This is a genomic window from Acinetobacter sp. WCHAc060025 (assembly GCF_004209355.1).
Classification (GTDB): Bacteria; Pseudomonadota; Gammaproteobacteria; order Pseudomonadales; family Moraxellaceae; genus Acinetobacter; species Acinetobacter wuhouensis.
This window is the reverse complement of sequence record NZ_SGSX01000020.1, coordinates 49,150-73,496: the sequence shown is the minus strand read 5'-3', so window position 1 is coordinate 73,496 and position 24,347 is coordinate 49,150. Positions and strand designations below refer to the sequence as shown.

At 37.4% G+C, this 24,347-nt stretch carries 30 protein-coding genes and 1 pseudogene; 17 read left to right on the top strand and 14 right to left on the bottom strand.

The genetic code is table 11. The features are described from left to right. Positions 1-2: 2 nt before the first annotated feature. Positions 3-992 (bottom strand): taurine ABC transporter substrate-binding protein, encoded by a 990-nt coding sequence (tauA, locus tag EXE09_RS15670; protein WP_130117875.1) that lies wholly within the window; start codon positions 990-992, stop codon positions 3-5. Between the two features lie 356 nt (positions 993-1,348). Between tauA and EXE09_RS15665 the strand changes: the two genes are divergently transcribed. Further along, a complete protein-coding gene (locus EXE09_RS15665; RefSeq protein WP_087553601.1) occupies positions 1,349-2,356 on the top strand; it encodes a putative solute-binding protein in 1,008 nt (335 codons plus the stop codon). A gap of 79 nt (positions 2,357-2,435) precedes the next feature. Here EXE09_RS15665 and EXE09_RS15660 read toward each other — a convergent pair whose 3' ends face one another. Beyond that, entirely contained in the window at positions 2,436-2,699 is a 264-nt protein-coding gene (locus EXE09_RS15660) for a hypothetical protein (protein ID WP_068974198.1), read from the bottom strand. 825 nt (positions 2,700-3,524) lie between these two features. On the opposite strand from EXE09_RS15660, the gene grpE reads away from it, so the two are divergent. The 7 genes and pseudogenes from grpE to EXE09_RS15630 all read left to right on the top strand — a co-directional run bounded on the left by grpE (position 3,525) and on the right by EXE09_RS15630 (position 8,042). Continuing rightward, a complete protein-coding gene (gene grpE / locus EXE09_RS15655; protein WP_130117874.1) occupies positions 3,525-4,076 on the top strand; it encodes a nucleotide exchange factor GrpE in 552 nt (183 codons plus the stop codon). A 155-nt stretch (positions 4,077-4,231) separates the two neighbouring features. Further along, positions 4,232-6,175 carry a molecular chaperone DnaK gene (gene dnaK / locus EXE09_RS15650; protein WP_130117873.1) on the top strand — a complete coding sequence of 648 codons (1,944 nt, stop codon included), beginning with the start codon at positions 4,232-4,234 and terminating at the stop codon, positions 6,173-6,175. A gap of 63 nt (positions 6,176-6,238) precedes the next feature. After that, the gene (locus EXE09_RS19155; protein ID WP_323052800.1) at positions 6,239-6,406 is read left to right on the top strand and encodes a MerR family DNA-binding transcriptional regulator; all 168 of its coding nucleotides are present in this window, start codon (positions 6,239-6,241) and stop codon (positions 6,404-6,406) included. Next, complete coding sequence (locus tag EXE09_RS19150) at positions 6,394-6,627, top strand: MerR family DNA-binding protein (protein ID WP_265937155.1); 234 nt, start codon at positions 6,394-6,396, stop codon at positions 6,625-6,627. The genes EXE09_RS19155 and EXE09_RS19150 overlap by 13 nt, the downstream gene beginning before the upstream one ends. Positions 6,628-6,757: 130 nt before the next feature. Continuing rightward, a pseudogene (locus EXE09_RS15640) lies at positions 6,758-6,973 on the top strand (putative quinol monooxygenase); the annotation flags it as partial. A gap of 127 nt (positions 6,974-7,100) precedes the next feature. After that, entirely contained in the window at positions 7,101-7,514 is a 414-nt protein-coding gene (locus EXE09_RS15635; protein WP_130117872.1) for a hypothetical protein, read from the top strand. 3 nt (positions 7,515-7,517) lie between these two features. After that, positions 7,518-8,042 (top strand): hypothetical protein, encoded by a 525-nt coding sequence (locus tag EXE09_RS15630; RefSeq protein ID WP_130117871.1) that lies wholly within the window; start codon positions 7,518-7,520, stop codon positions 8,040-8,042. Positions 8,043-8,049: 7 nt separating this feature from the next. Here EXE09_RS15630 and EXE09_RS15625 read toward each other — a convergent pair whose 3' ends face one another. Then, positions 8,050-8,652, bottom strand: a complete 603-nt coding sequence (locus EXE09_RS15625) for a hypothetical protein (protein WP_130117870.1) — start codon at positions 8,650-8,652, stop codon at positions 8,050-8,052. Between the two features lie 200 nt (positions 8,653-8,852). Here EXE09_RS15625 and EXE09_RS15620 point away from each other — a divergent pair, with 200 nt between their 5' ends. Both EXE09_RS15620 and EXE09_RS15615 read left to right on the top strand, forming a co-directional pair. Then, complete coding sequence (locus tag EXE09_RS15620) at positions 8,853-9,767, top strand: matrixin family metalloprotease (protein ID WP_130117869.1); 915 nt, start codon at positions 8,853-8,855, stop codon at positions 9,765-9,767. Positions 9,768-9,902: 135 nt separating this feature from the next. Next, positions 9,903-10,280: a hypothetical protein gene (locus tag EXE09_RS15615; protein ID WP_068974190.1), complete on the top strand. Its 378-nt coding sequence runs from the start codon at positions 9,903-9,905 to the stop codon at positions 10,278-10,280. Positions 10,281-10,340: 60 nt separating this feature from the next. Here the strand turns inward: EXE09_RS15615 and EXE09_RS15610 are convergent, their stop codons facing one another. The 4 genes from EXE09_RS15610 to purE all read right to left on the bottom strand — a co-directional run bounded on the left by EXE09_RS15610 (position 10,341) and on the right by purE (position 14,517). Further along, positions 10,341-11,654 (bottom strand): lytic murein transglycosylase, encoded by a 1,314-nt coding sequence (locus tag EXE09_RS15610; RefSeq protein ID WP_130117868.1) that lies wholly within the window; start codon positions 11,652-11,654, stop codon positions 10,341-10,343. A gap of 247 nt (positions 11,655-11,901) precedes the next feature. After that, positions 11,902-12,441, bottom strand: coding sequence for a hypothetical protein (locus tag EXE09_RS15605; RefSeq protein ID WP_130117867.1), 540 nt, complete (start codon positions 12,439-12,441; stop codon positions 11,902-11,904). A gap of 369 nt (positions 12,442-12,810) precedes the next feature. Continuing rightward, positions 12,811-13,932 (bottom strand): 5-(carboxyamino)imidazole ribonucleotide synthase, encoded by a 1,122-nt coding sequence (locus tag EXE09_RS15600; RefSeq protein WP_087553607.1) that lies wholly within the window; start codon positions 13,930-13,932, stop codon positions 12,811-12,813. Positions 13,933-14,004: 72 nt separating this feature from the next. Continuing rightward, positions 14,005-14,517 carry a 5-(carboxyamino)imidazole ribonucleotide mutase gene (purE, locus tag EXE09_RS15595; RefSeq protein ID WP_068974186.1) on the bottom strand — a complete coding sequence of 171 codons (513 nt, stop codon included), beginning with the start codon at positions 14,515-14,517 and terminating at the stop codon, positions 14,005-14,007. Between the two features lie 234 nt (positions 14,518-14,751). On the opposite strand from purE, the gene EXE09_RS15590 reads away from it, so the two are divergent. Beyond that, positions 14,752-15,210 (top strand): hypothetical protein, encoded by a 459-nt coding sequence (locus EXE09_RS15590; RefSeq protein ID WP_068974185.1) that lies wholly within the window; start codon positions 14,752-14,754, stop codon positions 15,208-15,210. An 85-nt stretch (positions 15,211-15,295) separates the two neighbouring features. On the opposite strand, the gene EXE09_RS15585 is transcribed toward EXE09_RS15590, so the two are convergent. Next, positions 15,296-15,643 (bottom strand): DMT family protein, encoded by a 348-nt coding sequence (locus EXE09_RS15585; protein ID WP_068974184.1) that lies wholly within the window; start codon positions 15,641-15,643, stop codon positions 15,296-15,298. 137 nt (positions 15,644-15,780) lie between these two features. Here EXE09_RS15585 and EXE09_RS15580 point away from each other — a divergent pair, with 137 nt between their 5' ends. Continuing rightward, positions 15,781-16,323 carry a hypothetical protein gene (locus EXE09_RS15580; protein WP_130117866.1) on the top strand — a complete coding sequence of 181 codons (543 nt, stop codon included), beginning with the start codon at positions 15,781-15,783 and terminating at the stop codon, positions 16,321-16,323. A 135-nt stretch (positions 16,324-16,458) separates the two neighbouring features. Then, positions 16,459-17,826: a UDP-N-acetylmuramate:L-alanyl-gamma-D-glutamyl-meso-diaminopimelate ligase gene (gene mpl / locus EXE09_RS15575; protein WP_130117865.1), complete on the top strand. Its 1,368-nt coding sequence runs from the start codon at positions 16,459-16,461 to the stop codon at positions 17,824-17,826. 35 nt (positions 17,827-17,861) lie between these two features. Here mpl and EXE09_RS15570 read toward each other — a convergent pair whose 3' ends face one another. From EXE09_RS15570 to EXE09_RS15550, 5 genes are all read right to left on the bottom strand, one after another. Next, a complete protein-coding gene (locus EXE09_RS15570) occupies positions 17,862-18,239 on the bottom strand; it encodes a hypothetical protein (RefSeq protein ID WP_087553611.1) in 378 nt (125 codons plus the stop codon). A 32-nt stretch (positions 18,240-18,271) separates the two neighbouring features. Further along, positions 18,272-18,655 (bottom strand): hypothetical protein, encoded by a 384-nt coding sequence (locus EXE09_RS15565; protein ID WP_130117864.1) that lies wholly within the window; start codon positions 18,653-18,655, stop codon positions 18,272-18,274. A gap of 122 nt (positions 18,656-18,777) precedes the next feature. After that, positions 18,778-19,215, bottom strand: a complete 438-nt coding sequence (locus EXE09_RS15560; RefSeq protein WP_068974179.1) for a BLUF domain-containing protein — start codon at positions 19,213-19,215, stop codon at positions 18,778-18,780. A 203-nt stretch (positions 19,216-19,418) separates the two neighbouring features. Beyond that, the gene (locus EXE09_RS15555) at positions 19,419-19,703 is read right to left on the bottom strand and encodes a GNAT family N-acetyltransferase (RefSeq protein WP_130113220.1); all 285 of its coding nucleotides are present in this window, start codon (positions 19,701-19,703) and stop codon (positions 19,419-19,421) included. A 51-nt stretch (positions 19,704-19,754) separates the two neighbouring features. Continuing rightward, complete coding sequence (locus EXE09_RS15550; protein ID WP_068974178.1) at positions 19,755-20,042, bottom strand: GNAT family N-acetyltransferase; 288 nt, start codon at positions 20,040-20,042, stop codon at positions 19,755-19,757. A 171-nt stretch (positions 20,043-20,213) separates the two neighbouring features. Here EXE09_RS15550 and EXE09_RS15545 point away from each other — a divergent pair, with 171 nt between their 5' ends. From EXE09_RS15545 to EXE09_RS15535, 3 genes are all read left to right on the top strand, one after another. Continuing rightward, positions 20,214-21,425, top strand: a complete 1,212-nt coding sequence (locus EXE09_RS15545; RefSeq protein ID WP_130117863.1) for a sugar transporter — start codon at positions 20,214-20,216, stop codon at positions 21,423-21,425. Between the two features lie 280 nt (positions 21,426-21,705). Continuing rightward, a complete protein-coding gene (locus EXE09_RS15540; protein ID WP_130117862.1) occupies positions 21,706-22,671 on the top strand; it encodes a TerC family protein in 966 nt (321 codons plus the stop codon). Positions 22,672-22,840: 169 nt separating this feature from the next. Next, on the top strand, positions 22,841-23,158 hold the full coding sequence (locus tag EXE09_RS15535; RefSeq protein ID WP_228257222.1) for a hypothetical protein: 318 nt from the start codon (positions 22,841-22,843) through the stop codon (positions 23,156-23,158). Here EXE09_RS15535 and EXE09_RS15530 read toward each other — a convergent pair. Next, positions 23,155-23,715, bottom strand: a complete 561-nt coding sequence (locus tag EXE09_RS15530) for a nucleotidyltransferase family protein (RefSeq protein ID WP_130117861.1) — start codon at positions 23,713-23,715, stop codon at positions 23,155-23,157. The two genes, EXE09_RS15535 and EXE09_RS15530, sit on opposite strands and share 4 nt — an antisense overlap. Positions 23,716-23,942: 227 nt before the next feature. On the opposite strand from EXE09_RS15530, the gene EXE09_RS15525 reads away from it, so the two are divergent. Next, on the top strand, positions 23,943-24,332 hold the full coding sequence (locus tag EXE09_RS15525) for a hypothetical protein (protein WP_068974173.1): 390 nt from the start codon (positions 23,943-23,945) through the stop codon (positions 24,330-24,332). Positions 24,333-24,347 lie beyond the last annotated feature (15 nt).

Sequence of the window (24,347 nt, the reverse complement as noted above, 5' to 3'; positions counted from 1 at the left end):
TCTTATTTAGACCCGCTGATATAGCGTGTCGTAATAAATTGTTGATAATCTGGAGATACTTTTTTGACCAGACCCTGCGCTTTTAGAAAATTCACTGAATTGGCAATATTTTGCGTGGTACGCCCACCGAGATACTGCTGACTCAGTTGCACCTGGCGATCTGGATATTCCGCACCCGCAAGTAAAGTCGGTACATCCTGCGCATCGACACCTGTAATTTTGGCAATCTTTTTGACCGCTGGAGAATGTGCCGTCCACTGTTTTTTATTACGGTTATAACTGTCGTAATAATTCAAAGTCACGGTGGAAAATTTGCTTAAAACCTCAGGATGCTTTTTGGCAAAATCTTTACGTGCTACCCAGACTTCAAACGTTGGAGAACCCCATTGACCCACCTGCCCTGCGTCAGTCATGACCTTGCCGGTTTTTTGAATATTTGCCAATGCTGGAGACCATACAAAGGCTGCATCAATATCACCACGACGCCATGCTGCATTGATTTCCGCAGGTTTTAAATTCAATAAACGAATCTGATTGGTTTTGATATTCCAGTGTTTCAAAGCACCCAATAAACTGTAATGCGCTGTAGAGGCAAATGGCGTTGCGATTTTTTTACCAATCAAATCTTTCGGGCTATGAATCCCTGAACCATTGCGTACCACCAGTGCTTCTGCACTTTTCAGATCAGTTGAAATCAGGAACACTTCAATCGGTAGGTTATTTGCAACCGCTGCACCCAAAGGACTTGAACCGATCAACGCAATATCCACAGAACCTGAAGCCAATGCCGTTAATACTTCTGCCCCACTGTTAAATAACCGCCAGTCCAGCTTTTGCCCAATCGCTTTGTCATAGACGCCATCTGCCTGCGCCACTTTGGCAGGCTCGATATTGGTCTGATAACCAATCACTATAGGACGTGCATTTGTCAGCCCACTCATGCCCAATAAGACAGTGAATGAACTCAACAAAATCAATTGCTGAAGTTTCATGAGCGATTATAAAATATGCTAGGAGAAAGAATTAAAATTCATGTTAATGGTAAGGTTTTCGTATATTAATAAAAAATATGTTTTTTAGATTTGCTTATCTTTTTAATTCATTAACTGATTCATGAATCCAAAAAATCTCATTAACCACATCAAGATTAGAAGCAAATTAATGGATTTTCCCTCACAGCAATCATGTGATTAAAGTCACACTTAAGCAATACTTAATTATTAAAATCACATTATCCAAAATTTTCAATGGTTTACTCGTCGGAAATAGAGTAATAACTCTATTTTTATACATCTAAAATTACTATATTTAATCTGAAAAAAATGCTTCTTAAATATAAGGATTTAGAATGAGAAAAGGATTTCTTACATTTACAGCCATTTCTTTATTGGGATTTTCAAATATTGCACTAGCAAAACAAGATGTTTGCGTTTTTGATTTACTGGGTAAGGCGGGTGAATCATATAAAATGATGGAAGAGTGGGCATTGGCGGCTAAAGCATGGAGCACCGACGTTCAACTCATCGCTTACCAAAATGAAGAACTAGCAGAAAAAGATTTTAAAAATGGTAAATGCGATGCCGTCTATTTAACTGCGATGCGTTCACGTCAGTTTAATAAATTTGCGGGGTCTATTGATGCTTTAGGTGGCGTGCCAAGCAATGCTATTGCCTTAAAAGCCATTAATTTCGTCCTTGATAAAAGAAATGTGAGACGTCTGAAATCCACAGTGGATGGCGTTGAATATGAAGTGGGTGGTATTGGTCAAATTGGCCCAGCTTATATATTCGTTCGTGACCGAAAAATTAATACAATTGAAAAAGCCACGGGTAAAACCTTTGCCGTGTTGTCCTATGACAAAGCGCAAATTGCTGCCGTAAAACGAGTTGGTGCAACGCCAGTTTTATCTGATATTTCTGATTTCGTGCTTAAATTTAACCAAGGTAAAGTGGATATGGTCGGTGCACCCGCCTATGCGTTTAAACCTTTAGAAATATCGAAAGGCTTAGGCAATACTGGAGCAATGTTTAATTTTCCAGTACTCAATGTCACAGCAGATCTCATTTTTAATACCACCAAGTTTTCGCCAGGTTTTGGCAACCTATCCAGAGATTGGTTCTTAAAACAAATGCCGAAACAATTTGCGATGGTTAAAAAACTCGAAGAAACCATTCCAAATAGTTATCGTATGAATCTGAGCAAAGAAGACAAAGAACGCTATCAAAAATTACTGCGTGATACTCGTTTAGAACTCACTCAACAAGGGGTTTATGACCCAACCATGATGTCGGTACTCAAACGTGCGCGCTGTACTGTGGATCGAACCAACTTTGAATGTTCTTTATCTGGTGAATAAGTACGATTCAATCTCATAAAAAACCAGACAGTGGAGGCATCCTAAAACAGTCTGGTTTTTTATCTACTATAAAATGATTTTACTGTGCAGAAGGTTGTTGCTCTAAACCAGTATCATCTGTTGCTTGTGGTGCTTGAGATTGTTGAATATTGGCATCACCTTCAACCGCTGTACCTTGTTGAGTTGGATCCACTGTAGAAGATTGAGCAGACTGTTGTTGATCTACAGATGTCGGAGCCGTTTGTGTTGTTTCAGGTGCTTTTGTTGTTTCACTTGAAGTACACGCTGTACTCATCACAGCAACACCTGCCAAAAGCATAAAAATTAAACCTGACTTTTTCATCATTAATTCCTTTATCACTCTTAAATTTAAACTTAGTAAAAACGACAACTCAAGACGATGTTGTCGTGCTGACTATCATTACTATTTTTTTTGTGAACTTGGTTGATGCTTGGTAAGAATTTTAGAGCTTTGCCGTATAAGCTCTGCAAAAGTTTGTTAAATTTAAAAATAAGATCAATTTCATGAAAATTATGATTAATTATCTGTTTTCCATCAATAAATCATCATATTCAACATCAAATTTGATGTGATGCATTTTATTTTTTTTATAAAAGTCTTACACGCTTTACATCATTAAACATTTTGTTGTGGCAAAAAAAAAGCTTATCCAAGAGGGTTGGATAAGCATAGAAAACACATTCTAAAATAAATGTGATAATAAAAAAGAAACTACAGCGATAGAATCTGAGATGGATAATAATTAAAGATTTGGGTTAATACAAAGCTTTTTTATCAATGGTTTAATCGATTTTTACGATACATATAGATGTTTAAATGTTTAGATAAATTTTAACATTTGATAAATTTGCTTATTTTGGGATTTATCTGATTTATGAACATTCAATTTTTAGCTAAAAAATGATTAAACTTTTTTGTATACGAGTGCATCTATTTCCAATATTTCCGCCTCATTCAGTGTAAATCTGCTGTTTTTGATGAAAACCCATTAAATTAAAACGAAAATCCTTGAATTTTAGCGACTCGCCCACATTTCATATTCATTGACAAATTAAACACTCATGGCAGTTCAGCAATGAACACAGTGTAAACTGCTGCCGATAAGGACTGTACATGTTTAAGAACCCTTTTAAACGGAGTAAATCAATGGCAACTGAGCAAAATCAAGAAGCCCAAGATCTTCAAAACGAGCAAGCTGTAGAACAACAATCAGCGCAAACTCAAGCTGAAAATGAACAGGCTGAAGTGACTGTTGATTCTTTACAAGAACAAATTGCTCAACTTGAAGGTGACTTAAAACTCGAAAAAGCACGTACTGCAAATGCAGTCTATGAGGCTCAAAAAAGCGTTGAACGTATTCAACGTGAAGCTGAAAAGCATAAAGATACAGTGCTTGAAAAGTTTGCCAAAGAGTTACTGACTTCTGTAGATAACTTAGAACGTGCAATTCAAGCAGGTGGCGAAGAAGAAACTCCTGTACTTGAAGGCGTAAAACTGACTTTAAAATCATTACTTACGACTTTAGAGAAGTTCGGCATTTTAGAAGTAGATACGATCAATGGTTTCAATGCTGACTTGCATCAAGCAGTGGGTATTGACCCAAATGCCAAAGCCAATGAAATCGGCACAGTTTTACAAAAAGGTTATGCCCTAAATGGTCGTCTGCTCCGCCCTGCAATGGTCATGGTCGGTGCATAAACCCAATAAATGAGAGAGTTTTTTAGAAATTTTATCAAAAATGACTTGAAATATTTTGAATGGCTCTCATATCGGATTACAAGAAAATCACTTTTAATTTCTCATTATCAAAGCGAGAGATTAAAGGATTCAAAAGAATTTAGAGGAACATATTAATGGCTAAAATTATCGGTATTGACTTAGGTACAACCAACTCATGTGTTGCAGTACTTGAAGGCGATAAAGTTAAAGTAATTGAAAATGCTGAAGGCGCACGTACAACTCCATCGATTGTTGCGTACAAAGATGGCGAAACTTTGGTTGGTCAATCTGCAAAACGTCAAGCAGTAACCAACCCTAAAAATACCTTGTACGCGATCAAACGTTTGATCGGTCGTAAGTACCAAGACCAAGCAGTACAAAAAGACATCGGTATTGCACCATTCAAAATCGTGAAAGCGGACAATGGCGATGCTTGGGTTGAAGTAAACGACAAAAAACTTGCACCACAACAAGTTTCAGCAGAAATCTTGAAAAAGATGAAAAAGACTGCGGAAGACTACCTTGGTGAAACAGTAACAGAAGCGGTAATTACTGTTCCTGCGTACTTCAACGATGCGCAACGTCAAGCAACTAAAGATGCAGGTAAAATTGCAGGTTTAGATGTTAAACGTATCATCAACGAACCAACTGCTGCTGCGCTTGCGTTCGGTATGGACAAGAAAGAAGGCGACCGTAAAGTTGCTGTATATGACCTTGGTGGTGGTACTTTTGACGTATCAATCATTGAAATTGCTGACTTAGATGGCGACCAACAAATCGAAGTATTGTCTACAAATGGTGATACATTCCTTGGTGGTGAAGACTTTGATAATGCATTGATCGACTATTTAGTTGAAGAGTTCAAAAAAGAACAAAACTTCAACTTGAAACAAGATCCTCTTGCACTTCAACGTTTAAAAGAAGCAGCTGAAAAATCGAAAATTGAGCTTTCTTCATCTAATTCAACTGAAATTAACCTTCCGTACATCACGGCTGATGCAACTGGTCCTAAACACTTAGTGATCAATGTAACACGTGCAAAACTTGAAGGTTTGGTTGCTGACTTAGTTGCTCGTACCATTGAGCCTTGTAAAATTGCGCTTAAAGATGCTGGTCTTTCAACTTCTGACATCTCTGACGTGATCTTGGTTGGTGGTCAGTCACGTATGCCAATGGTTCAACAAAAAGTTCAAGAGTTCTTCGGTAAAGAACCTCGTAAAGACGTAAACCCTGATGAAGCAGTGGCAATTGGTGCTGCGATTCAAGGTGCGGTACTTTCAGGTGACAAAACTGACGTACTTTTACTTGACGTGACTCCGTTGACTCTTGGTATTGAAACTATGGGTGGCGTGTTAACTGCAATCATCGAGAAAAACACCACGATTCCTGCGAAGAAATCTCAAGTGTTCTCAACTGCTGCGGACAACCAACCTGCTGTAGACATTTCAGTTTACCAAGGTGAACGTAAAATGGCTCAACAAAACAAATTGTTGGGTAACTTCCAATTAGGCGATATTCCACCTGCTCCACGTGGTGTGCCACAAATTGAAGTATCGTTCGACATCAACGCTGATGGTATCTTGAAAGTATCTGCAAAAGATAAGAGCACGGGTAAAGAGCAATCAATTCAAATTAAAGCAAACTCTGGTTTGAGCGATGCTGAAATTGAAGCGATGATCAAAGATGCTGAAGCGAATGCTGAAGAAGATCGTAAGTTCGAAGAACTTGCTAAAGCGCGTAACGAAGCTGATGCACTCGTTTCTTCTGCTCAAAAAGCGGTTAAAGATTTGGGCGAGCAAGTCACTGCTGATGAAAAATCTGCAATCGATGCTGCGGTAGCTGAGTTAGAAACTGCTGCGAAAGAGAATGATGTAGATGATATTAAAGCGAAAACTGAAGCGCTTCAAAACATCATCATGCCGATTACTCAACGTGCGTATGAAGCTGCTCAAGGTCAAGGCGGAGCTCAAGGTTTCGATCCTAACCAATTCGGTGGTGACGCTGGTCAACAACAGCAAAAAGCGGACGATGGCGTTGTAGATGCTGAGTTCACTGAAGTGAAAGATGACAAAAAATAATTCGTTATTGAATGTCTAAAGAAAACCGCTCAAGAGATTGAGCGGTTTTTTATTGCTTTCTACTTGAATAAATTAAATTTGGAGTTGCTTTTGTTAATCTCTGATATTGCTAAAAAAACTGGGTTATCCATCCATACGCTAAGGTATTACGAACAGATTGGATTACTCAAAATATTCATCGTAATCAAGCAGATCGACGTGTTTATACCCAACTGGACTTGGACTGGTTAGAATGGATTAAGCGTTTAAAATCTACAGGTATGCCTTTAGAACAGATGCAAGAATTTGCCCAATTTCGTCTCGAAGGCGATCAAACCTTGAAACAAAGGCAATTATTACTTATGCAACATTCACAAAAATTAAAACAAGAAATTCAACGATTAAATCAAGAACTCGACATCGTCGATTATAAAATCGAATTTTATGCAGAAAAAATGCTTGAGCTAGAGTGAACTCTAGCAGTTAGCATCTATGATTCACCATATGAATGAGAAAAAAATGATGCTGACTACAGGCTTTTATGTCACCGCTGAATTAAAAATTAAAGATCCCAATAAAATTTGAGAGACCCGTAATGCCTTAAGTGCATTATGTAAAATCACTTTAGAACAGGAATCAGGCTGTACCCTATTTCAACTCCATCAATGCCAAAATGATGCTACTCGTTTACTGCTTTGGGAACGCTTCGACTCAGAAGATGCCTACAATACCCATTTTCAACAATCCCATACCAAAGCATATCTTGCACAGGATTTGACTGAGGTCATGCAGCATTTTATCAGTGACATTGTTCTTTAACGTTTAGATTCATCAGAAGATGAACTGAATCCTCTAAGCTGTAGCAAACTTAGAGAATTTAGTTCAGAGTTTTTTATAGACGAAACTAAAACTATCTTTATAATCAAAATAAAAACAGGCTTAGAAAATGAAAAACACCCCTGCCGTTTCCCCGACTGTATATTACAGCCTGATCATTGCCCAATTTATTTTGCCTATTATTGCAGCATGCATTGATATGTTTAATGTTGAACCTGAATTAGAACTTCTCGATAAAACCCTATATCTAGAACCACAATCATGGGAACTCACTGTAATGGGCATTGCAGGAATAATTATACTCACCATTACTATTGGGTTACTCCTGAAAAAAGAATGGGCAAGGAAAGCCTATCTCTATACATTCTTCCCCACTTTTCTACTCTATTTTGTGCCCTATATGCATTGGATTTATATGAGTAGTTTTGCTGCGATTTTTAATGATCTGGCTTTTGTGAGTGCAGGAATTTTGTTGATGATATTGGTCACACCTTCGCTCTATCAACCCATTTTCCAAGAATAAAACATGATCAAAATTATACTTCTGACCATTGCACTGTATATTTTCATCGAACTGATGTGTCATGGCTTTGCGATATTTGTACGTCGAATTTTAAATAAAACCGTTGTTCAAGATCATCGTAAAGCACTTCATTTACAGTTTATTCAGCAGACTTTTTATCGTCTTATGCTAATCCTCAGCATCGTACTGATGAACCATGCCTATACAGAAATGGCTTTCTTTGAACAAAGTGATGTTGTACGTTTTACATGGAGTGCTTTTGTCATTGTACTGATTTTATTTATTTTCTGGTGGATCAATGCTTTTATTATTCGTCAGGTTTTACAATCACAACAGCAACAATCCGTCACTGCGACATTTAAACAAAAAGTCAGTTATATCATGTTCCATCCAAAGGAGTTTCAAGACAGTTATATCAATGCCACATACTTAGAAAAATCTAAATGGATGAATCGCTTACTCAGTGTGCTTGCATTTATTTTACTGTTTATGGATCTACAATTACTATTCAATATTGCGCATTCATAACGTATTTTTACATGCCCAAAGCACCTTCAAGATGCACACCTGTCGTATGACCTAAGACAGTAAACAATCCTATATTGAATAAAAATAGTCCGATAAAAACAGCGGGAATTATCAATAATCGTTGCCGTTTATTCAGGCTTTTGCGTAGTTGAATTCGATATTCTGATGCTGGTGCTTTGGGAATCGTCACCACACGCTCAATCGTATTGCTGATCGCTTGATCGAGTTTGCCTAATGAAGAACCTGCATGAACTTCAAACACATAATTTCCTGCATCCAACTCACAAAAGTAAACCATTCGTGATGCGCGAGTAAAACTTGTTTTGGTGGCATTGCCATAACTACGGGAAAGTTTTATGGATTGTTGCAGATCAGTATTGATGATTTGTGGGGTGCTGAATACCATGGGCGATTTTTTTAGCATCGGCCCTTCCTCCCACACTGCAAAGCCACCTTTTTCAGTTAATTTGAATATTTTAAACTGCTCATTCAGAGGTAAATCGACCACAATACGGGTACGGAACATGATGTACAGACATTTAAACACATAGCTCCAACACCCTAAACCTGCGATGAGCATCAACGCACCTAAAATTACATATATATTCATTGTTGTTATCTTCTAAATCTTTTGTTTAAGCTTAAAAGCGAATGCTCTACACGTCTGTTAAATTCTGCAATCTGCATTTTATAAAGACTGCCACAACAAGGGTTAAAACAACCATCATGTATGATCAATCTGTTTGAGTACTTGTCATTCTGATAATTTCAGATAGATTATTCAGAACAAAAAATATTTATATACAGATCATGCGCCTTTGGATTTTACTCGGTTTAATCATTTTTACGGCATATTTTGCGATACAACGCATGATGTATCCGCAACTCAATCATAATTCTGTGATGGATCGTATTTCTCACCCTTTGGACACTCGTCTACGCTATCGTATCGGTGAGATTGATCCACGCTTTAATCTGAGCCAATCACAAGTGCAAGACTTGGCACAACAAGCGGCTGAAATTTGGCATATTGGTACACTGAAAAGCCTATTCGTCTATGATCCGAATGCCAAACTGACCATTAATTTAATCTACGATGAACGTCAGGCTGAGTCGAATGCACGTTCGCAAGAAATGAAAATATTAGAAAATACCCAACAATATACGCACAGCGAAAAACAAAAAATTCAACAAATCCACGCAGAACTGGATTTAGCAAATCGTGAATTGGAACTACAGAAAACAAATTATCAAACAAAAATTAACCAATATAATCAGTTAGTCAATAGCATTAACCAGACCCGACAAAATATTGACTCAACAACAAAGTACCAATTGGATCAGCAAAAAAACCAACTCATCATTGAACAAACTCAACTTAAACAACAACTGGATAATTACAATCAAAAAGTCTATGAATTAAATCAGCAAGTGGAGCAATTCAATTCTGTTAATCAACAATTTAATCAATCTGTAGATCATTTCAATCACCGCTTTCAACCACGTCAATTTGATAAAGGTGTTTTTGATGGACGTAGTATCAATATTTATGAATTTGAATCGAATGATGATTTACGCGTCACCATTGCCCATGAGCTCGGGCATGCACTTGGACTGTTACACAATGATGATCCGAAAGCACTGATGTTCCCAATGATGAAAGAACAAGATTTGCAAAACTTTAAATTAACCGTAGCAGATTTAGCAATGTTAAACTCTAGATGAATATTCTTTTTTTCAACAGTAATGCTGATATTTTAAAACCTTATTGTTTTTATGTATTTAATTGGCAATAAGATCGGTTTTATTTAAAAATCATGCTATTGTGCTTCATCTAAGCTAAGTAATGGGGAGATTCCAATGAGCTATTATCATATTATTCTTGAAGTAAATGATCATATCAGCACGATTGAACAAACTCGTGATATTGAAATCTTTGATATTACTGAACTTCAGCCTTACCTTTATGCCATTTTGTTGCCTTATTTTAATGAACAACAAATCGAACTTGAAGAAGAAAATATCGAGTTCTCTGATATTTTACACATCGAAATTAAGCAGACTTTATTGCCTATTCAACACCTGATTGAAGAAGAACAAAAACAACTTCCGAGTGATACGGATGTGACCATCACGGCTTATGAAATTTTTAATAATCGTGACCATACTCAAGATGTGACTGCGGTAATTTTTGATTTACTTGAAGCTGTAAAAATTGATCAAGCGGATATTGAATAATCCTATGATTTAAATCAACAAAGGTCTGCAATTGCAGACCTTTGTTTTGTTAGCGATAATTTATTGCATCATACTTTTAGCCGCTTCATTTCTGAATGCATTTAAAATTTGTTGCCCTGCCCGACCTGTTGGATTTAAGCCCAACTTGGTTTGCTCTTGTTGGATTGCCTGACGCGTTTTATCACCAATCAAACCATCAGCCTCACCAATGTCATAGCCTTTTTTCAATAAATAATTTTGAATTTCACGACGTTCAGCGCGAGATGTTCCCGCATCTGCTGTAGGCCACGCTGTTTGAAAACCACCTTTACCCTGTAAACGATCAGATAAATGAGCAATTGCCAAAGCATAACTTTCAGCAGCATTGTACGAATAAATCGCATCAAAGTTTTTAAACACTAAGAAAGCTGGGCCATTCGCCCCTGCTGGCATCATTAAACCTGCTTGTGAACTTTCAGATAAATTACCTTGAATGATTGGCGTACCATCCACACGGGTAAAACCACGATTTACCCAAGAACTAAGGGACTTTTTATTGCGACGACTTTCACCACCCACTGAAGCGCTATCAGGGATTTTAACTTCAAAGCCCCACGGCATACCTGTTTGCCAGCCGCGTTTTTTGAGGAAATTTGCTGTTGAAGCTAAAGCATCTGAAGTACTTGAAACCAAGTCACGGCGACCATCGCCATCGAAATCGACTGCTAATTCTTCATAAGTCGATGGCATAAATTGGGTATGACCAAACGCCCCTGCCCACGATCCTTTTAACTGCTCTTCACGCAAATCACCACGTTGCAAAATGCGCATGGTTGCAAAAAACTCGCCTCTAAAATAGCTTTGACGACGACCCTCGCAACTCAATGTACCCAGAGCTTGGAGCAATGGATATTTACCAGAAATATCACCAAAATTACTTTCCACGCCCCACACAGCGACCACAGTTTCAGCAGGTACACCATAAGCAGCTGCGACACGGTTGAGCACATCGCGATGTTGCGCTAACATTTGACGCCCTTTTTCTACACGCTCCTCATCGACCAAACCTGAAAGATAATCCCAGATTGGTGTAGAAAATTCAGGCTGATAATCCAGTTTACTAATCACTGAATAATCAGGTGTTAAATTTTGCGTATAACGATCATAGGTTGAACCACTCACACCTGAAGAAATAGCCTGAGAACGTAAATTTGCAATACAGCTTTGAAAATTTGAATTTGGTGAATAACTTTGATTCTGAAAATTTTGGCTCTGAATAGGTTGATTTGTTGTCGTCGCTGTTCCAGAAGAAATCTGACCATTAATAATTAACTCAGCGTGAGCATGAGAGACAGCCAATAAAGCCGATCCACAAAATAATGATAAATAACGCATAATATCCACAAATTGGTTTTAAATTTAAATTATGTAAATACCATAACAGCCTGTGAATAAAATGACAGTTGTAAATCGTAAAATTTAAATTCATTTGTTCATTTTGAATTCATAATTTATAAAAAGAAGTTTTTGAATTTAAAAAATTTATCCACAGCCAACCAAAGTCTTTTTATCATCGAAATTATGCAAAATAATTTAAATTCAAATTTTTACCCAAAATATAGATAGAAAGTTATCCGCACCTTTACTCAATCATATCTCCTGCTGGGCTGATTCCTGTAATATCTTCGCATTGCAAACGTGTATTGCCTTGTGGCGTTTGAGTTAAGCGATCTGCCGTTTTCCATTGCGTTGAAAATTGTTGTTTTAACGCTTTACTCACCTGTGATGGTTTTCCTTTAAAAACAATATAATAAGCATCACTTTGTTCTATCGCATAACCTTTTGTCCATACTGAAATTTTAATCACAGGCAATGTAAATTGATTAAAATTCACTGAAAAATCAGTCTGTTGACCATATTTTGTGGGATATGTTTTGACAGAGTTTATCCCACGATAGTTCGCATCATTCAATATGAATCGTTGCCCTTTAAGTACAGGTTTCTTTTCACTTTTTTGGGCACTGTAATAGTTCAACAAAAAATCCTGCATTGGATTTGGAGATTCACAATTGATCGCATCCAGTGTTAATAATGTCTGAACTTGGATACTTTCTTTTGCAAAAATATTCTGTATGCAGAATGCATTGATACAAATCACGATTGTGGATATCTTTTTATTCATTCTGGCTCTTCGTTTTTTATTTTCATGATTTAAATTCAAAACTTTTGAATTCAAATTAATCTCTGCTGTATTTCCGAGAATCTAAACGATATAAATGGATTGTGGATAAGTGACTTTTCCACAAGAGCGTGTGATCACTTATTTTTAAATTCAAAACGAATTTTTTTGGTTTAAATTTAAAAATATCTCTCAATTAAACCGATTTTGAAAGTGAATTATGCACTTAATCTGATCATTTTAATTGTGCTTTTCGGTGAAATATAGTTTTTTTCGATCAAAGGAAAAGTGCAGGACAGGCATCATACAGAACTTGAAACAATAAAAAAGCGGTCATTTGAATGACTGCTTTTTTAACACGCTATTTTTCGCTTAGATGCTCATATCTTCGCTTAACGCCAACGGATTCGGTAGAATCTTCGCCAATTGACGGCATAAAGTCGTCAATTCAGCACTGTCATTTGGCATTAAAGTAATATGACCAATCTTACGACCTTCACGCTCAGTTTTATTGTAAAGGTGCATGTGCGCGCCTTTTAACGCCAAAACATCTTCAGATTTTGGATATTGGCCAATGATATTCACCATCACGGTTGGGCGAACTACTTCAGTTGAACCGAGCGGTAAACCTGCAACTGCACGAATATGATTTTCAAACTGTGAGCAGATCGCACCTTCAATCGACCAATGCCCTGAGTTATGCACACGTGGCGCCATCTCATTGGCATATAAGCCTTTTTCTGTTACGAATAACTCAAGTGTCAGTACACCGACATAGTTTAAATGGTTCAATAAACGCGTGATGTAATCCTGTGCCACAGGCTGTAAATCTGTACTGTTTGGCGCAGGTACAATCGAGTGCGACAAGATACCATTGTGATGATGATTTTCAGCCAAAGGCCAAGTTTTCACATCACCATCAATACCACGTACGGCAATGATCGACACTTCACGTGAGAAAGTCACAAAGCTTTCTGCAATCAATTCACCCGCAGGGCCAAGTTCCGCCCAAGCTTGATCAATCTGATCTGCTGTACGCAATACAAACTGACCTTTGCCATCATAACCACCACGAGAGGTTTTTAGGACAATCGGTAAGCCGAGTTGTTCAACCGCTGCTTTTAATTCATCAAGCGATGTCACCGCTTTATACGGCGCAACAGGGATCGTAAGCGCATCAAACAGTGCCTTTTCAGACAAACGATGTTGTGCAATCGCCAAAGCCTGACGAGGTGGATGCAAATCTTTTTGTTTAGTCAAAACATCGACATCGATCAACGGTGTATTTTCAAACTCAAGGCTGAATACATCTGCACTAGCAATAAAATCTTGCAAGCCATTTTCCGCTTTGGTTGAAAATACTTGACCTAATGCAGCAGATGGACAATCTTGGCTGGCTTCAAAAAAGGTGCATTGAATATTTAGGGGCAGGGCAGCTTGTGCCATCATTCGACCCAATTGACCACCACCAAAAATACCGATGGTTTTATCCATAATCTGTGTCCTGTTTTTCGCTTGGCTTGACTGATTGAATATGAAACTGACTCAATAAAAAATCAGTCGATCTTAAATTTGACCTGGAATATTTTTGCTCGCCACTTTATCAGTTTGCGCAGCACGGAATTCCGCAACATTTTTTGCAATTTCTGGACGTGTCAAACCTAAAATCTGTGCTGCCATAATTGCCGCATTGGTTGCACCCGCTGGGCCAATCGCCAATGTACCCACTGCAATACCCGCTGGCATTTGCACGATAGACAGCAATGAATCTACGCCATTCAAAATAGAAGATTTAACTGGAACACCCAATACAGGAAGATCAGTTTTTGCCGCACACATTCCAGGTAAATGCGCCGCACCACCTGCACCTGCAATAATCACTTGAATACCACGTTCACGCGCAGTTTCAGCATATTCAAATAAGCGGTCTGGCGTACGATGCGCAGAAACAACTTCGGCTTCAAAAGGGACACCAAGCTGTTTCAGCATATTGGCAGTGTTTTCGAGAGTCGCCCAATCAGATTGAGAACCCATGATAATTCCAACTAAAGGAGCGTCTTGTACAGCGGCCGCATTCATTGCATATATTCCGTAAACGAATGTAAGGAAGTTTAAAAACTGATGATCAGTGTTTAAATGAATATCAAGAAGCTCGCTATTATAGACTGATTTTTCAGCTCAAGAAAATTTTACAGATAGAGCAGGGCAATATTTTCATTATTTTTTTAGCGAATAGGAATAATTTGGATTGAACTAGGCAATAACATTGAAATTAATTAAGATAGAACAACAACATCTGCAAGAAAATATACAATGAAAAAACTTCTCAGTATTCTTACCCTAGCACTCTGCGCGACTCAGAGCTATTCGGCATTGGTGAATTTAAACACCAATGAATTCAATACAACTTTTAAAAATCTCAATAAAGAAAAAGGCTATATGGGTGAGATCAAAAGTTCTGCGCTCACTGGTGGGACGCATGAAAAATTTATCGTGACAGGGAAAAAGGTCACTTATGACAAAGAACCCATTGCCATGACAGGATATTATGTTGGCCCAACTGAGATTGGCAATACCTATTCTATTGCTGAATATCATGTGTATTGCGAAGACCAAGCCTATAATACGGTGATTTCAGGATTTGAGCCGAATGGCGAATTATCTTTTACAACTTTAGATACAGATTATGCCTTTGATTACGAAGATCCAACTGATCGGGATAAAAAGTTTTCACAAATCCTCAAAAAAGCATGTAAATACAAAATAGATTGAGTTTTGACTCATTACTATCATCATTTTCAATCTAAGCGTTGATGTTTCAAATGATGCATCAACGCATTTAGCGAATCTTCATGTTTTACTGACTTCTAAAGACAAAATAAACACAGCCCAGTAAACATAAACCTGCCCATAAATAATCAAGCTTAAATGGTTGTTTAAATAGAAAAATCATAAAGGGAACAAAGACTAAAAGTGTCACCACTTCTTGGGTAATTTTCATCTGTCCCATCGACCAACCATGTGTTGCCAATAAACGCGTCGCGGGAATCATAAAACTGTATTCAAGTAAGGCAATGATCCAACTCAATAAAATGGCTTTCCACAAAGGCGCATCATGCGGTAAAAATTTTAAATGACCATACCATGCCAAAGTCATAAAACAGTTGGAAATAATGAGAAGTAAAAGAGGGAGAGATAAAGCCATTTTTAGCTCAGATTTTTAGGATGATTATAGATTACACTGCTAATGTCCATCATAATAAATACTAGAGAAAAAATTATTAAAATATGCATTTACTGTTGAACTATCGTTCAGTTAGACAATATATAAGGAGTAATTAATTGTTAAAAATACTGGAAAAATTACTGTCAATAAAAGTAAATGCAGACATGCTATTTCTTTCAGAATTATTAACTTACAAAGGTGAAAGTCAAATTTTATTGGTCAACTATTTTGATCAAGTTACACTAGACTATTCACTACACAGCTTAACTTTTATAGATGAATATTTACTACTTATTCGACAATATTTCATCGAAACTAAATTTAAAAAACTGAATGAAGAAGAACATCAACATTTTATTCAAGATATTGTCACTATCTCTTTAAGAATTGGTGCATATGTAGGTGAAACTATCCGTGAAAATGATCAAAAGCAACAATGGTATTGGATTAAATCAAACAAGAAGAGAAAACTAAATCCAATTTTGCTTAAGGTGACGCAATCTGATCCTAAACATTCTAGTGCAATATTAGCCAATGGAACACTCTATGAATTTCCAATGTATATCGTGATTGACTTAATTACGCTCCCGCACAAAGAAAAAAATACGCTATCTCACTATGTGGATGAAGTTTTAAATTTAACAAGTCACTCGATTTAAAACATATCTATTTTACGATACAAGAAAAACTATCTTTTCACTTAAACCCTTGCTATCGTTGCTTTCAAATCAAATGAATCACGACAACACCACAACAACAAAGTGATGTGTCAAAAAGAAGTGGAGTGAGAACGAATGCATCTGCATATCTTGGGTATCTGTGGCACCTTTATGGGTTCTTTGGCGTTATTGGCGCGTGATTTAGGGCATAAGGTGACAGGTTCAGATGCAAACGTGTATCCACCGATGTCGACCCAATTGGAAAATGCAGGCATTACTTTAATGCAAGGCTATGACCGTAGCCATTTGCAACCACATCCTGATCTAGTGATCGTGGGCAATGCCATGAAACGTGGTATTGATGCCGTAGAATATATGCTGAATGAAGGTCTACCGTATATTTCAGGGCCACAATTTCTTGCAGATCATGTTTTACAAGGCAAACACGTGCTTGGTGTAGCTGGAACACATGGTAAAACCACAACCACAACCATGCTGGCGTGGGTACTCGATCAAGCGGGTTTAAATCCAGGTTTCTTGATCGGTGGTGTACCTTTAGGTTTTAGCGAAAGCGCACGTTTAGGTGGTGGTAAATACTTCTGTGTAGAAGCGGACGAATACGATTCTGCATTCTTCGACAAACGTTCTAAGTTCGTACATTACCATCCTAAAACAGCGATTTTAAATAACTTAGAATTTGACCACGCTGATATTTTCGATGACTTAGCAGCAATTCAAAAACAATTCCATCATTTAGTTCGCACCATTCCAAGTGAAGGTCGTATCATTGCACCAATCACTGAAACCAATATTGATGAAGTATTGGAAATGGGTTGTTGGACGCCTGTGGTTCGTACATCTTTAGATGCCAATGACACAGCTGAAGTTTATGCAGAACAACTGTCTGCTGATGGTTCACATTTCAAAGTACTTCAACACGGCGTTGTGAAAGGTGAAGTGAAATGGACAATGACAGGACAACACAGTGTTGCCAATGCTTTGGCAACCATTGCTGCTGCTGAACATGTCGGTGTGTCGATTGAAACTGCATGTGAAGCATTGTCGAATTTTGGTGGTGTAAAACGCCGTATGGAACTTCTGGATACGCTTAAGGGCATCGAAGTCTATGATGACTTTGCCCATCACCCAACTGCAATTGATACCACACTTGAAGGCGCGCGCAAGCGTTTAGGTGAACGTAAACTGTGGGCAATCATTGAGCCACGTTCAAATACTATGCGTATGGGCTCACACAAAGATGGTTTGGCACATTCTGCACGTTTGGCAGATGAAGTAATTTGGTATCAACCTGAAGGCTTAGATTGGGATTTGCAGCCTGTGATTGATGCTGCACCGAATAAAGCGGTGATTGCACGTACTTTGGATGACATCATCCAAACTGTGGTTGCTGAAGCAGGCGAGGGCGATGCAGTCGTGATCATGTCAAATGGTGGTTTTGGTGGCTTACATCAGAAATTGCTTGCGGCGTTGAAAGCAAAATAAATATTTGTGATTGAAAACCCGCTTTCGCGGGTTTTTTAATGTGTCATGGGCGAATCTGTACCCATATATTTAAACTCATTTAACTTAATCCAACCTTCCACCATTTCATTTTCTAAATCCTGCCGCTTACTGTAATACATGACATAAACCCACTCTTGATGCGCTTTATCTTTATACAAATCATAAGCAGTGACACTATCTCCATGAATAATAAATAAACCTTTAATTTTACATTCAGCCAAAGGTGCTGAATGGAAATACACTCGTTGTTTAGATTGAACGACTAATCCCCAACGTGGAACGATTGGAACAGCTTGCTTTTCAACTTGTTCATTCATTTTTGAACAATCTATAGCAAATGCAAAATGTGCACTTAAAAGCAATGTGAATCCTAAAATTAGCTGTTTCAACATTACTCAATACCTCTTTTAATATTGAACATATTTTATTTTGCTACCGCAACATAATCATCTAACTTTTTAAAATCCTTTAATTTTACCCAACCTTCGATCAAATCGTCACTATCATCGGCATCATGCTCGGTATTGATATACATCACATAGACCCATTTTTCTTGTGCTTTATCGGTATAAAGTGAATAAGCAATGACATGATCATTTTGAATAAGATAATCATCCACCATTTTACATACCGCTTCAGGTGCAGAATGGAAATACACCCGCTGTTTAGATATAACTGACAATTCCCAACGTGGCTGAATTTCTTGCTCATATGAATATGTTTTTAAGTCCGAAACTAAACAATCCGAAGCAAAAATCAATGATGAATTCAAACTCAATAAGTTGATAAACAGCATTTTTTTAAACATTTTTAATCTTCTAACCGAATTTCTATAACGCTTTTACTATATTTCATCGTTCTTATGTTAAATATCACGATAGATTCTAAAATATGGTGCCCTTTTGTGAAAACGTCACAAGTTGGATAATTTTATCGCGTTTTATATGCTGGCTCACTATTGTCTATTTTCAATAATAGATTGACAAAATCCTGAATATTTTCATTATTTAATTGATAAGGTTGAAACTTTTCTAAACCAAGTTTTGCAAAAAAACGAGAAATTTTTGTAGAGTCTTTGACATATTTCATCGACCATTTTGAAAAATATAACTGTTTCAATGGCTGATCTGGAAAACGATGTAAATTTATATGTCTTTGATCATTTGAGATTCTTCCATATAAATCATCTAATACAGCCTGTTGTCCTTCTAAACACTGAAAAAAAACACCTTCAGAATAATACAGCACACCATAAATTTGATGTTCCTGATTAAATTGTCTTGCCGTAGACAAAATATCACTGAGATCTTCTAATAAATTTTTATCATGCTCCACTCGCGTACTGACATAACAGAGTCTAATAAACATGCTATTTCCTTTATTTATATCATTCTAATTTAATGTGTTTTAGATTTAATTTTTGATTCAATCATTTTCTTCTAAACTCAAATATACAAGAACTTTCCCTGAATAAAAAGCCCATTTACACAGCGCGTATATGCAATCGGTCATCTCAAAAAAATAGCCCAACATATGGGCTATTTATCATTAAACATACTTAACTTTTTATATTACGCCACGACATCTGAAAAACTTTTCTCACGGCGAAACATCACTTCAACATAGGAACAAGTCGGCACAATTTTAAGCTGTTTCTGACGTGCAAAATCAACTAAAACATCCAATAATTGACGTGCCATACCTTGACCACGAAGTGAGTCATCTACCCATGTATGGTTAGCAATAATTTTTTGCTCTCCACTCCAGACATAACTGATCTCAGCAATCCGTTTGCCTTGCTCATTGTCGAGGTAAAATTCACCATTGTGTTGATTATCTACATGTTGGAATTGCATCATTATTTCTCATCATTCTTTATGGCACATTCCAACTGTAACAAAGTGATCTTAAGATTTCAAAACATCACGAATCGATGGATCTTTATCAAACACAGATTTGGCAAAAGGGCATAAAGGGATAATTTGGATATTTTTTTGACGTGCCATGTCAACCACTTGATCAAGAAGTTTGCGCCCAACACTTTGACCACGTAATTCATCTTCAACTGTAGTATGATCAATGATCAGCATGGTTTCACCTGCCCATGTATATGCCATTTCAGCCAAATGGTGATTTTCTTCACCAATATAAAATTCACCCTTTTTACCATTATCTTGATGTTTAATTTCTAACATGGTTATTACTCTTATATTGTTCAATTTTTTAGATTTTAAAAAATGCCACAATTCAATTTGAATTATTGTTAAATTTTGTCGGACAAACTCTAATTTTTTATATCAAAACTCAACTTAACATTTAAAAAAAATCAGCCTAAAATTTAGGACTATTCTTTTAAATTCTTGACTATGTCAGCCTCTACTCCCCAAAACCCTATGCCACAACCTGCTCCCAGTGAAACTCAACAATGGATCAGTGTAATTAGTCTGGCTTTCGCTGCATTTATTTTTAATACCACTGAATTTGTGCCTGTTGCGTTACTCAGTGATATTGGAAAAAGCTTCGCCATGCCTGCAACTGATGCAGGCATCATGATCACCCTATATGCATGGGTGGTGGCACCGATGTCATTGCCTATCATGCTATTAACCAAGAATATTGAAAGACGCTTTTTACTGATCGCACTGTTTTGCGTTTTTGTACTGAGCCATGTTTTATCTTATTTCTCATGGAGTTTTAATGTTTTACTGCTCAGTCGTATCGGCATTGCATTAGCCCATGCTTTATTTTGGTCAATTACCGCATCATTGGCGGTGCGGGTTGCACCTAAAGGCAAAGAATTACAAGCTTTGGGCTTACTCGCTACAGGCACGGCATTGGCAATGGTCTTGGGGATTCCATTTGGGCGAATGATTGGTGAAACCTATGGTTGGCGTAATACTTTTGCGCTGATTGCCATCGGTGCAACACTTGTGTGCTTTATTTTGGCAAAAACCTTACCCAAATTACCAAGTGTCAATTCGGGTTCACTCAGCAGCCTGAAACTGTTTTGGCAACGCCCTAGCTTGTTAATGGTGTTTTCATTGACCGTGATTGTGGTGACAGCACAATTTACCGCTTATAGCTATATTGAACCATTTGCCTTAAATATTGCACATTTAAGCTCATCACAAACCACAACGTTATTGCTAGTTTATGGTGTCACTGGTTTTCTTGGCTCTTACTTATTTGGAAAATTTGCCCGTAAATATCCGAAATTTCCAATCCCATTAAGCAGTGCTGTGATTGCTGCTGCCATGTTATTGCTCATTCCACTGTCTACAAACTTCATCAGTTTCAGCGTGATTTGTGGGCTTTGGGGCATGGCAATTATTTGTTTCAGTCTTGCACAACAAGCCAAAACTTTAGATTTTGCTTCAGATGCAACCGATGTCTCTATGGCGATTCATTCAGGCTTATACAATGTCGGTATCGGTGCAGGTGCTTTGATTGGTGGTCTTGCCACAACAAACTTTGGTTTGAATCAAATCGGTATTGTCGGTGGAATCATTGCAGTGATAGGGACATTATTGGCACTGGTTTTAGTACAGCGTAAAGACTTTTTAACGGGTATTAAATAAACAAATAATTTGCACATTGCTTATAAATATGCGATTCTGTGCGCATATTAAGAAATCAACGATTTCTTTAACCCAATTTGTTGAACAAGGGGAGTAGCCTCCCATCAGACTATCGTCATTACGCATTTTTTCTGATTAAGATAAAAATGCCGGTATCTGAGCATTATCCGTATAAGATAATGTAGGCAAGACCTTGATCATGTTGATACAGATGTTTAATCATCTGGCAACTGATCAAGGTTTTTTTATGCCTGATTGATTGCCAGACTTGGAGAATTTTATGGAATCCATTGGCAATCCATGGCTATATCTGGCGTTCTTTGCCATCGTCAGTGTCATGTTACTGATTGACTTTCTTGGTTTTAAACAAAAAGAAGGGCAAGAAGTCAAAGTCAAAACCGCAGCCTACTGGAGTATTGCATGGGTTACGGTTGCAACACTTTTTGGTGGTGGCTTGTGGTTTTATCTACAACAAACCGCAGGCGTGACCATCGCCAATGCCAAAACTATGGAGTATTTTGCAGGTTATCTGCTGGAAAAATCCCTCGCAATTGACAACGTTTTCGTGTGGATGATGATCTTCGCGGCATTCAGTATTTCACCTGCACTGCAACGTAAATTATTACTTTATGGTGTATTGGGTGCGATCGTTTTAAGAACCATTTTTATCTTTATCGGTGCATGGTTCGTTCAAGAGTTCTCTTGGATTCTCTATCTCTTCGGTGCATTCCTCGTCTATACAGGTTTTAAATTCCTCAAAGGTCAGGAAGAAGAAGACACCAATATCGAAGATATGGCAATTTTAAAATGGTTACGTAAACACATGCGAATCACGCCACAGCTCGAAGGTGGCAAGTTCTTTGTTCGTCAAAATGGTGTGTTATGGGCAACCCCATTATTCCTTGTATTGATCTTGGTTGAAGCGTCTGATGTGATCTTTGCGGTTGATTCAATTCCTGCGATTTTTGCTGTCACCACTGACCCGTTCATTGTACTCACAGCAAACTTAATGGCGATCTTGGGTCTACGTGCGATGTTCTTCTTATTGTCAGGTGCTGCATCGAAAATGCATTATCTACCCTATGGCTTGGGTCTGATTCTTGTGTTCATCGGCTTTAAGATGCTCATGCTCGATGTGTTCCACATGCCAATTTGGATCTCGTTAAGTTTCATTGTGATTGTCTTGACGATTACTGCAATTCTGTCAATTCGTCATAGTAAAAAATACAACGAAACAACCTTATAAGTTGATTGAAAATACCGAGCCTTCCGAACGGAGGGCTTTTTTATTCCACGTAAAAACAGTAGATTAGTGATACAGCGAAATAAGAGAATAAAATGAACAATGCATGTTTAACCATTAACTTCAAAGCAAAAATGTATCCATTGATGGACGAGCGATTACTTTAGAAAATTTGATCAATGGGTTATTTCATACTGAATTTAATCAAGAAAAACAGCTTTGGACTATTAAAAATACTTTCAAAATATATGGTCATACGGGCAATAATATCTATATTGAACAACTGCCAACAGGGCTAAAATTTTTTATTATGCTTTGGGCTGAAGAAGGGCATTTAGTCGATTCTAAAATCGTAAAAAAGCTTAAATCTAAACTCAAAGTTAAAATTGAGCATAATTCTAAAGTATCTATACTCGATACAGCATGGGCAAAAGCATCGCTAGACTATGATATTCGATATAATGGTATTACGCTTATCTTAGAAAACTAATCTATGATTTCTAGTCTATTCCAACGCTCAAAAAACCGTTTAGATTGCACACGCTCTAAGAATACTTCGTGACTCACCAAACAATCATTCCAACGCAGTTTGAGTTCAAACAAATCATTTAAACCAAATGGCGCAATGATCTCCAGATCATCATTTTTCAATAATCGTACTGCAATTGCAGTCGCAGTTTCTGGCCAAGTTGCAAGTGCTTCTGCTAATGATGAATATTGTGCAACAGAGCGACCATCATCAGTTGTATACCAAGTATGGACAAAGGCTTGATTGACTACATCCCATGTATTTTCAGGAAACTTTTGACTGAGTAATTGTGTTAATCGTTGCTGTTCATCTTCAATAGCATTTGTATCATAAAAAATCACATCAATCTCAGTCTGTTCAATGAGATAGTGCTGATCATGCAAAACTGACCAAACCATATTGCGAATAACGCCAGCACTTAAATAAGCAGAAGGATTTATTTCTCTGAGAAATTTTAAACGATGTAAAAATACAGGATGTGCATAGATGATCTGCTTCAAATCTTGTGAATATTTCATGCCTTACCGCCTATCTCGAATGTCTATTTTGAAATAAAACGTTCCAGATGTTTTGAATATCATCCATAACATCAATTTTCAATCAAACATACTTTTTATCTTTTTTTATCCGCTCACAGACTGTACATTCACCCCTCATACTCATATTATACGGCGTATAAAATAATTTTCTTTTTTATCATTTATAAAGCAAATAGATAAAAATTCCGAATGATGTAAGGCAAATCATGCGTTCAAAAAAAATCAGTCTGGTTGTCGTTCCGCTCTTAATCACTGCTTGTAGTAGTAATGACAAACCGCTTGTTCAAGATGTTTACAATAGTCAATATGATTGTTCATATGATTGGAATACAGAACTGTGTGAAGAAGAGCAAACTACGACATCTTCAAGTAGCTCACATGGTGGTGGATATTATTATGGTGGTTCAGGCACACGCTATGTCGGACCACAGTATTATGATGGCAATCGAAAAGTGAACTATTTAGGTCGTAAAGTTGAGCCTTCGACCAATCTCAGTGTAGGGCAACCCTTTGTTTCCCAAGTCAGTAAAAGTAGTAGTAAATCCTCACCTGTCCGTGGTGGCTTTGGTCGTAGTGGCTTCTCTTTTGGTGGATAATTTACACGTTTTACC

Excerpts from the sequence above, each read along its gene's own strand:
- EXE09_RS15630 (WP_130117871.1), top strand. The coding sequence starts at position 7,518 with ATGATCAAAATTATACTTCTGACCATTGCACTGTATATTTTCATCGAA.
- EXE09_RS15590 (WP_068974185.1), top strand. The coding sequence starts at position 14,752 with ATGAAAAAACTTCTCAGTATTCTTACCCTAGCACTCTGCGCGACTCAG.
- EXE09_RS15600 (WP_087553607.1), bottom strand. The coding sequence starts at position 13,932 with ATGGATAAAACCATCGGTATTTTTGGTGGTGGTCAATTGGGTCGAATG.
- grpE (WP_130117874.1), top strand. The coding sequence starts at position 3,525 with ATGGCAACTGAGCAAAATCAAGAAGCCCAAGATCTTCAAAACGAGCAA.
- tauA (WP_130117875.1), bottom strand. The coding sequence starts at position 992 with ATGAAACTTCAGCAATTGATTTTGTTGAGTTCATTCACTGTCTTATTG.
- dnaK (WP_130117873.1), top strand. The coding sequence starts at position 4,232 with ATGGCTAAAATTATCGGTATTGACTTAGGTACAACCAACTCATGTGTT.
- EXE09_RS15660 (WP_068974198.1), bottom strand. The coding sequence starts at position 2,699 with ATGAAAAAGTCAGGTTTAATTTTTATGCTTTTGGCAGGTGTTGCTGTG.
- EXE09_RS15625 (WP_130117870.1), bottom strand. The coding sequence starts at position 8,652 with ATGAATATATATGTAATTTTAGGTGCGTTGATGCTCATCGCAGGTTTA.
- EXE09_RS15555 (WP_130113220.1), bottom strand. The coding sequence starts at position 19,703 with ATGCAATTCCAACATGTAGATAATCAACACAATGGTGAATTTTACCTC.
- EXE09_RS15620 (WP_130117869.1), top strand. The coding sequence starts at position 8,853 with ATGCGCCTTTGGATTTTACTCGGTTTAATCATTTTTACGGCATATTTT.
- EXE09_RS15530 (WP_130117861.1), bottom strand. The coding sequence starts at position 23,715 with ATGAAATATTCACAAGATTTGAAGCAGATCATCTATGCACATCCTGTA.
- EXE09_RS15550 (WP_068974178.1), bottom strand. The coding sequence starts at position 20,042 with ATGTTAGAAATTAAACATCAAGATAATGGTAAAAAGGGTGAATTTTAT.
- EXE09_RS15610 (WP_130117868.1), bottom strand. The coding sequence starts at position 11,654 with ATGCGTTATTTATCATTATTTTGTGGATCGGCTTTATTGGCTGTCTCT.
- EXE09_RS15570 (WP_087553611.1), bottom strand. The coding sequence starts at position 18,239 with ATGTTGAAACAGCTAATTTTAGGATTCACATTGCTTTTAAGTGCACAT.
- EXE09_RS15540 (WP_130117862.1), top strand. The coding sequence starts at position 21,706 with ATGGAATCCATTGGCAATCCATGGCTATATCTGGCGTTCTTTGCCATC.
- EXE09_RS15605 (WP_130117867.1), bottom strand. The coding sequence starts at position 12,441 with ATGAATAAAAAGATATCCACAATCGTGATTTGTATCAATGCATTCTGC.
- EXE09_RS15565 (WP_130117864.1), bottom strand. The coding sequence starts at position 18,655 with ATGTTTAAAAAAATGCTGTTTATCAACTTATTGAGTTTGAATTCATCA.
- EXE09_RS15560 (WP_068974179.1), bottom strand. The coding sequence starts at position 19,215 with ATGTTTATTAGACTCTGTTATGTCAGTACGCGAGTGGAGCATGATAAA.
- EXE09_RS15545 (WP_130117863.1), top strand. The coding sequence starts at position 20,214 with ATGTCAGCCTCTACTCCCCAAAACCCTATGCCACAACCTGCTCCCAGT.
- EXE09_RS15665 (WP_087553601.1), top strand. The coding sequence starts at position 1,349 with ATGAGAAAAGGATTTCTTACATTTACAGCCATTTCTTTATTGGGATTT.
- EXE09_RS15615 (WP_068974190.1), top strand. The coding sequence starts at position 9,903 with ATGAGCTATTATCATATTATTCTTGAAGTAAATGATCATATCAGCACG.
- EXE09_RS15635 (WP_130117872.1), top strand. The coding sequence starts at position 7,101 with ATGAAAAACACCCCTGCCGTTTCCCCGACTGTATATTACAGCCTGATC.
- mpl (WP_130117865.1), top strand. The coding sequence starts at position 16,459 with ATGCATCTGCATATCTTGGGTATCTGTGGCACCTTTATGGGTTCTTTG.
- EXE09_RS15525 (WP_068974173.1), top strand. The coding sequence starts at position 23,943 with ATGCGTTCAAAAAAAATCAGTCTGGTTGTCGTTCCGCTCTTAATCACT.
- EXE09_RS15585 (WP_068974184.1), bottom strand. The coding sequence starts at position 15,643 with ATGGCTTTATCTCTCCCTCTTTTACTTCTCATTATTTCCAACTGTTTT.
- purE (WP_068974186.1), bottom strand. The coding sequence starts at position 14,517 with ATGAATGCGGCCGCTGTACAAGACGCTCCTTTAGTTGGAATTATCATG.